Source organism: Arthrobacter sp. Leaf337, assembly GCF_001423745.1.
In the GTDB taxonomy this organism is placed as follows: Bacteria; Actinomycetota; Actinomycetes; order Actinomycetales; family Micrococcaceae; genus Arthrobacter.
Window position 1 is genome coordinate 22797 of record NZ_LMPC01000020.1, and the last position, 6171, is coordinate 28967.

7 protein-coding genes are annotated in these 6171 nt (G+C 66.3%); 6 read left to right on the top strand and 1 reads right to left on the bottom strand.

All coding sequences use genetic code 11. The features are described 5' to 3' along the window. The first annotated feature begins 22 nt into the window (after window positions 1-22). From ASF98_RS14510 to ASF98_RS14535, 6 genes are all read left to right on the top strand, one after another. On the top strand, window positions 23-529 hold the full coding sequence (locus ASF98_RS14510) for a universal stress protein (RefSeq protein ID WP_055803004.1): 507 nt from the start codon (window positions 23-25) through the stop codon (window positions 527-529). Beyond that, a complete protein-coding gene (locus tag ASF98_RS14515) occupies window positions 526-1059 on the top strand; it encodes a DinB family protein (RefSeq protein ID WP_055803006.1) in 534 nt (177 codons plus the stop codon). The genes ASF98_RS14510 and ASF98_RS14515 overlap by 4 nt, the downstream gene beginning before the upstream one ends. A gap of 225 nt (window positions 1060-1284) precedes the next feature. Further along, window positions 1285-2484 carry an MFS transporter gene (locus ASF98_RS14520; RefSeq protein WP_055803008.1) on the top strand — a complete coding sequence of 400 codons (1200 nt, stop codon included), beginning with the start codon at window positions 1285-1287 and terminating at the stop codon, window positions 2482-2484. A 68-nt stretch (window positions 2485-2552) separates the two neighbouring features. Next, window positions 2553-2897: a metal-sensitive transcriptional regulator gene (locus tag ASF98_RS14525; RefSeq protein WP_055803009.1), complete on the top strand. Its 345-nt coding sequence runs from the start codon at window positions 2553-2555 to the stop codon at window positions 2895-2897. 94 nt (window positions 2898-2991) lie between these two features. Continuing rightward, window positions 2992-3222 carry a heavy-metal-associated domain-containing protein gene (locus ASF98_RS14530; RefSeq protein ID WP_055803021.1) on the top strand — a complete coding sequence of 77 codons (231 nt, stop codon included), beginning with the start codon at window positions 2992-2994 and terminating at the stop codon, window positions 3220-3222. A 73-nt stretch (window positions 3223-3295) separates the two neighbouring features. Further along, on the top strand, window positions 3296-5680 hold the full coding sequence (locus tag ASF98_RS14535) for a heavy metal translocating P-type ATPase (protein ID WP_055803011.1): 2385 nt from the start codon (window positions 3296-3298) through the stop codon (window positions 5678-5680). Between the two features lie 9 nt (window positions 5681-5689). Here the strand turns inward: ASF98_RS14535 and ASF98_RS14540 are convergent, their stop codons facing one another. Then, window positions 5690-5962: a DUF2277 domain-containing protein gene (locus ASF98_RS14540; protein ID WP_055803013.1), complete on the bottom strand. Its 273-nt coding sequence runs from the start codon at window positions 5960-5962 to the stop codon at window positions 5690-5692. Window positions 5963-6171 lie beyond the last annotated feature (209 nt).

Sequence of the window (6171 nt, forward strand, 5' to 3'; positions counted from 1 at the left end):
GCCCTCAGGGTCACAATGGAGTATGTCTCCAGAGCGCTTCAGCGGACCGCCTCCCCTGGTGGTCGGCGTGCTGCCTGGCCAGCACGCAGAAGTGCTGCAGTCGGCCACCGGCCTCGCAGAAAAGTTGGGCGTTCCCCTGCTATGCGCCTACGTGGACGAGGCGAGCTACCTCGTCGAGTGGGATCCGGCGCGGTCGGCGCACCGGCTGTCCCTGCATCCGGACAAGGACGACGCCGATGTCCGGACCGTAAGCGAAGAGCTCCGCGCCCTTGTGGGGGCTGCCTGCGGCGCGAAGCCGGTGGAGTGGACGCTGCGGATCCTGGCTGGGGACCCTGCCCGCGCCCTGGGCCGTGTGGCGGCGGAGGCGAATGCTTCCATGATCATCGTGGGAACGCCGGAGCGCGGACTGGGGCACCGCATCTCGGCAGCCCTCAACGGTTCTGTGGCCGCGTGGCTGACCCACCATCAGGACCGCCCCGTCCTGGTTGTACCGGCCCACATGGGCGCCCACCGGGACACACCCGAGTGAGTGCGGCTCCAGGCACTGTCCAGCACGGCTACGAGCGCAACGTCAGGGAACTTGAGCGATGGCTGGCCGCCGCGTCCGATTCCGACCTGCGCCGCCGCAGCTCGGGCACCCGCTGGACCAACGAGGAACTCCTGTTCCATATGGTTTTCGGCTACATGGTGGTGCAGGCCCTGCTGCCCCTGGTCCGCGTTTTGGGTGTCCTGCCGGCACCTTTCAGCCGCGGGTTTGCGCGGCTACTGAACGCCGGAACCGCACCGTTCGACGTCGTCAATTACCTGGGCTCCAAGGCTGCGGCCCGCGTGTTCAACCGTAAGCGGATGGCGGCGAAACTCCGGCGGGTCACGCGCTCCCTTGAGCGGCGGATGGGCCGTGAGTCGGACGCGGCGATGGCCCGGGGAATGTCCTTCCCTGACCGCTGGGACCCGTTCTTCACGCAGTGGATGTCGCTGGCAGATGTCTACGCCTACCCCATCGAGCACTTCGACTTCCATGCCACCCAGCTCAGTCTGGGCTCCGGTGGGGTGTTGTGAATCCACGGCACTGTGAATTAACGGCGTGAAAAGGGGGACGAAAGACCCTGTGAAAATAAAGCGAAAGTAGTTATTCAGGGTGGTGGCGCTCACCGCTACGGCCAAGTAAGCTGATATTCGCAGGAAGAAGTTGAACCTGCCCCATAAGCTGCTCCGGAGTGCGTATCCCCCAATAACGCACTCCGGAGCTTTTTAATGTCCGGCGGCACTCCAGGAGCGAATTCGGTGACCACAGCGCCAATCCCCACAGCGACCGCTGGTGTCACCGCGCCGCTCTATGCTGCAGGCTTTGTTACTGCCTTCGGCGCGCACAGCATCGCAGCCGGAATGGGTGCCCACAGCGGTGATATCGGCCTTAGCCTGCTCAATCTGGGTATCCTTCTGGCCGTCTACGACCTTGCCGAAGTGGTGCTGAAACCGGTGTTCGGAGTCCTGAGTGACCGTATTGGAGCAAAGCCGGTGGTGGTGGCGGGGCTCTTCGCCTTTGCCCTGATGTCGCTGATAGGGCCGTGGGGTGCAGACCCCCTGATGCTCGGCCTCGCCCGGGTCGGCCAAGGTGCCGCCGCCTCTGCGTTTTCACCCGCGTCGTCAGCGATGGTGGCGCGGCTCGCGGGCCGCAACGCCGGAACGTATTTTGGCCGCTACGGTTCGTGGAAGAGCCTGGGCTACGTTGGCGGACCCCTGATCGGTGCTGCGCTGATCTTCCTCGGCGGCTTCGCCCTCCTCTTTGCCACGCTGGGCATCCTCGCGGCTGCCACAGCAGTGTGGGCCATGGTGGCGCTGCCGCGGCTGGACCCGTTGCCCCGGCCCCGGTACACGTTGCTGGACCTTGCCCGCCAAGTGACGCACCGCAGTTTCCTTGTCCCTACGCTCGTCCTGGCGGCAGCCACCGGAGCCTTGGGCACGGCAATTGGCTTCCTCCCCGCGCTGGCCACCGGACACGGCCTGGATCCCGTGGCCGCGGTGGCCGCCGTCAGCCTGCTCGCACTCGCATCCGCTGCCACCCAGCCCTGGATCGGCCGCCTGCGTGATCGGGGCAGGATCCAGGACGGCCCCGGCATGACGGCTGGATTGTTGCTGACGTCGGCCGGAATCGCGTGCGTGGCGCTGCTTCCCGGGCCCGTCACCATCTTCGGCGCCGCGGCAGCAATTGGTGTGGGGATAGGCACGGCGACACCGCTGGGCTTCGCGCACTTGGCCGCCACCACACCGCCTGAGCGGCTGGGCCGGACCATGGGATCAGCCGAGCTGGGGCGGGAACTTGGCGACGCCGGCGGACCCCTCCTGGTGGGTGCCGTGGCCACAGCTTCCGCGCTGCCACTGGGACTCGGAGTACTCGCCGCGGCCGTCGCCGCCACATCCCTGCTCGGCATCGGCAGCGTTGGGCGCGGGACGCCTTCCCCCGAGCTCCCGGCGGAACGGTAACCGGCAATCACCACACATACCCCCAGGGGGTACTTGTATTATACCCCTGAGGGGTATAAGTTGGGGGTATGGACTCACCACAAGACGCTCCCCGGGCCGAGGACGCCGAGACTGCACCCCAGCACGGCTACACCTCGAACAAAGACGCATACCTGCGCCGGCTCAAACGCATCGAAGGCCAAGTGCGCGGAATTGCGCGGATGGTGGATGAGGACAAGTACTGCATCGACATCCTCACGCAGGTTGCCGCGGTGAACAAAGCCCTCCACGCTGTGAGCCTGGGCCTGGTCGAGGAGCACATCGGCCATTGTGTCGTCGGGGCCGCCTCTGAACCCGACCCGGCCCTCCGCGCGGAAACCATCGATTTCAAGGTCAAGGAGGCTACCGATGCCATCGGGCGCCTGCTGCGGTAGCGGCAACCCCACGCACCACACCATTCGGATGATTCAACCGAATCAATCCGGCAATATCGGCAACATCAGCAACGCCGAAGATCAGGAGCAAACCATGAGCCCCGTATCCACCATCGTGAACGTGTCCGGCATGACCTGCGGACACTGCATTTCCTCCGTGAGCGAGGAACTTGAAGCCCTGGAAGGCGTGGAAGCGGTCGACGTCGACCTCAACGCAGGTGGCATTTCCACCGTCACTATCACGTCCGAAAAGACGCTCTCCCGCTCCGAGATCGGAGAAGCGGTGGCTGAGGCCGGTTACCTGGTGGTGGCCAACGAAGCCTGAGCCCGCCCGCCCGCCGCATTCCGGCACCGACCGCCGAGACCGGCACCACTGACACGCACAGGAAGGACACTCTGTGAGTAACGAGAAACTGCTGCACCAGCCGGGAAGCCGGGTGATTGAACTCGACATCGAAGGCATGACGTGCGCTTCGTGCGTGGGCCGGGTGGAACGGAAACTCGGAAAGCTCGAGGGCGTGGAAGCCTCGGTAAACCTGCCCCTGGAGTCGGCCCAGGTCACGGTTCCGGCGGGCATCACCGATGAACAGATCACGGCCACCGTGGAAGCGGCAGGCTACAAGGCCAAGGTCCGCCCTCCCCGCTACCCGAGCCATGTGGCCGGAGGCGAGGCCGGGGGCGATGCCGGAGGTATGCGGCAGCATGCGTCTAGCGGCGGAACGACCGAGCATGGAGAGCATGTCCCCGCTGGCGCCGCGGAAGGCGGCCACCTGGCGCACGGTGGCGCCGCCTCGCAACTCAAACCGCGGCTTATCGTGGCGGCAGTACTGACCGTTCCGGTGTTCGCGATTTCGATGCTTCCTTCATTCCAGTTCCCTGACTGGGGCTGGGTGGCGGGGGTTCTTGCCTTGCCGGTGGTCACGTGGGCGGCCTGGCCGTTCCACCGAGCCGCGGCCATCAACGCCCGGCACTTCGCCTCAACGATGGACACCTTGGTTTCCATCGGCGTTATTGCCGCGTACCTGTTCTCGGCCTGGCAGTTGCTGGCCGATCCCCGCATGACGGAACACCCCGGCATGGAGATGGGCACTGGCGGCCTCTACTTCGAGGTAGCCGCGGTGGTCACCACCTTCCTGCTGCTGGGCCGCTACCTTGAAGCCAACGCCAAGCAGAAGGCGGGCGACGCCCTGAAGGCGCTGCTGAATCTGGGCGCAAAGGACGCCACAGTCTTGTCCGGCGGCACGGAGCGAAGGATTCCCGCCGATCAGTTGGCGGTTGGCGACGTCATGGTGGTCCGTCCCGGGGAGAAGATTGCCACGGACGGTGTGGTGATCGACGGCGACTCGGCTGTGGACGCGTCCCTGGTCACGGGCGAGTCGGTGCCCGTCGAGGTGGGCCCGGACAGCTTTGTCATAGGCGCCACTATCAACACTTCCGGCCGCCTGCTGGTGCGCGCCACCCGGGTTGGCGCTGAAACCACGTTGGCCCAGATGGCCCGGCTGGTTTCCCAGGCGCAGACCGGCAAGGCTCCCATCGCCCGCCTCGCGGACCGCATCAGCGCGGTGTTCGTTCCGATTGTGCTGGCGATCGCCGTCGTTACTTTCGTGCTCTGGATCCTCGTCAGCGGCCCGGTGATTGACCCGGCCGAAATCCGTGCGGCATTCACCGCCGCCGTGGCGGTGCTGGTCATCGCCTGCCCCTGCGCCCTGGGACTGGCCACTCCGGTTGGCCTCCTCACCGGCACGGGCCGCGGCGCCCAGCTGGGGATTCTCATCAAGGGTCCGCAGGTCCTTGAAGACACCCGCACCGTGGACACCATCCTGCTGGACAAGACCGGCACCGTGACTACCGGACATCTTGCCGTGGACGGCGCCAGGGCCTTCGGCACGCACACCGACGCCGAAGTGCTGCGCCTCGCCGGGGCGGTTGAGGCCGCTTCGGAGCACCCCATCGCCCACGCCATTGCGTCCGCTGCGCTGTCCGCTGAGCGCCGGAACGACGACGGCGGGCGGCTTCCCGCCGTCAAACAGTTCCGTTCCGCGCCGGGCGGCGGAGTTTCCGGACACGTCGCCGGCCGGTTCATCATCGCGGGACGGACGGGCTGGCTTCGGGAAAACGGCATAACTGTCACCCCGGAACAGGAACAGGCGCTCCAAGCCGCCGAAGAATCCGGTGCCACCGCGATCTGGGTTGCCGTGGACGGCGAGCCAGCAGGCATCGTGTCGCTGCGGGACACCATCAAGCCGGGTTCGGCTGTCGCGATTTCGCGGCTGAAGCAGCTTGGCCTCCGGCCGATCCTGCTGACCGGGGACAATGCCGCGGTGGCCGCGCAGGTGGCCGCCGCCGTCGGCATTGCGCCGGAAGACGTGTTCGCAGGTGTACTGCCGGAGGGCAAGGTGGACGCAGTTCGGAAACTGCAGGCCGGCGGCGCAACGGTAGCCATGGCCGGCGACGGCGTGAATGATGCAGCAGGCCTGGCCCAGGCCGATCTTGGCATCGCCATGGGGTCGGGCACGGATGTGGCCATCGAGGCCGCGGACCTGACCGTAATGGGCAACGACCTGGGGCAGGTGGCTCAGGCCATCGAGCTGTCCCGGCGCACGCTGGCCACCATCAAGACCAATCTGTTCTGGGCCTTCTTCTACAACGCTGTCGGAATTCCGGTGGCTGCGCTCGGGTTGCTGAATCCCATGATCGCAGGCGCTGCCATGGCCGCGAGTTCGGTGCTGGTAGTGGCCAACTCGCTGCGGCTGCGCAGCTTCGGCAAGCCCGCTTCCAACTAGCTGAACGGCCTAAGCGGCGCCGAACCGGACGGCCGCCTTGGCCCGGGCCTTGGCTGCCTCCTCGTCCCGGTCCTTGGCCGGAGCGTGCGTCACCAGCGAATCGAGCAGGTGCTGGGTGGCATGGGCGATCTCATGCACGGCGCGGGTGAACGCCTCCTCGTTGGCTTTCGACGGCTTGGTGCTGCCGCTGATTTTGCGCACGTACTGCAGCGCAGCGGCTTCCACCTCGGCCGTCGTGGCATGGGGCTCAAAATTATGCAGGGTCCGAATGTTGCGGCACATAATCCCATGCTAGGCTCTGGACCGCCTGGGATCGAGGCCCGAAGCCCGTCCGGTCACCGAGACCCTGCACCTTTCCTGCTGTGCTTTACAGGCCAGGGCTGCATGGGGAGCGGTGCCCATCGACGGAGTGTCGGGCCGCGGGATAGTTTCTAGGTAATGGATCTTCCGGATGAGCCGGGGGCCGCTGGGGATGCCGATCGGATCGGGCC

Coding starts and splice junctions, on each gene's coding strand:
- ASF98_RS14510 (WP_055803004.1), top strand. CDS start 23: ATGTCTCCAGAGCGCTTCAGCGGACCGCCTCCCCTGGTGGTCGGCGTG.
- ASF98_RS14525 (WP_055803009.1), top strand. CDS start 2,553: ATGGACTCACCACAAGACGCTCCCCGGGCCGAGGACGCCGAGACTGCA.
- ASF98_RS14530 (WP_055803021.1), top strand. CDS start 2,992: ATGAGCCCCGTATCCACCATCGTGAACGTGTCCGGCATGACCTGCGGA.
- ASF98_RS14540 (WP_055803013.1), bottom strand. CDS start 5,962: ATGTGCCGCAACATTCGGACCCTGCATAATTTTGAGCCCCATGCCACG.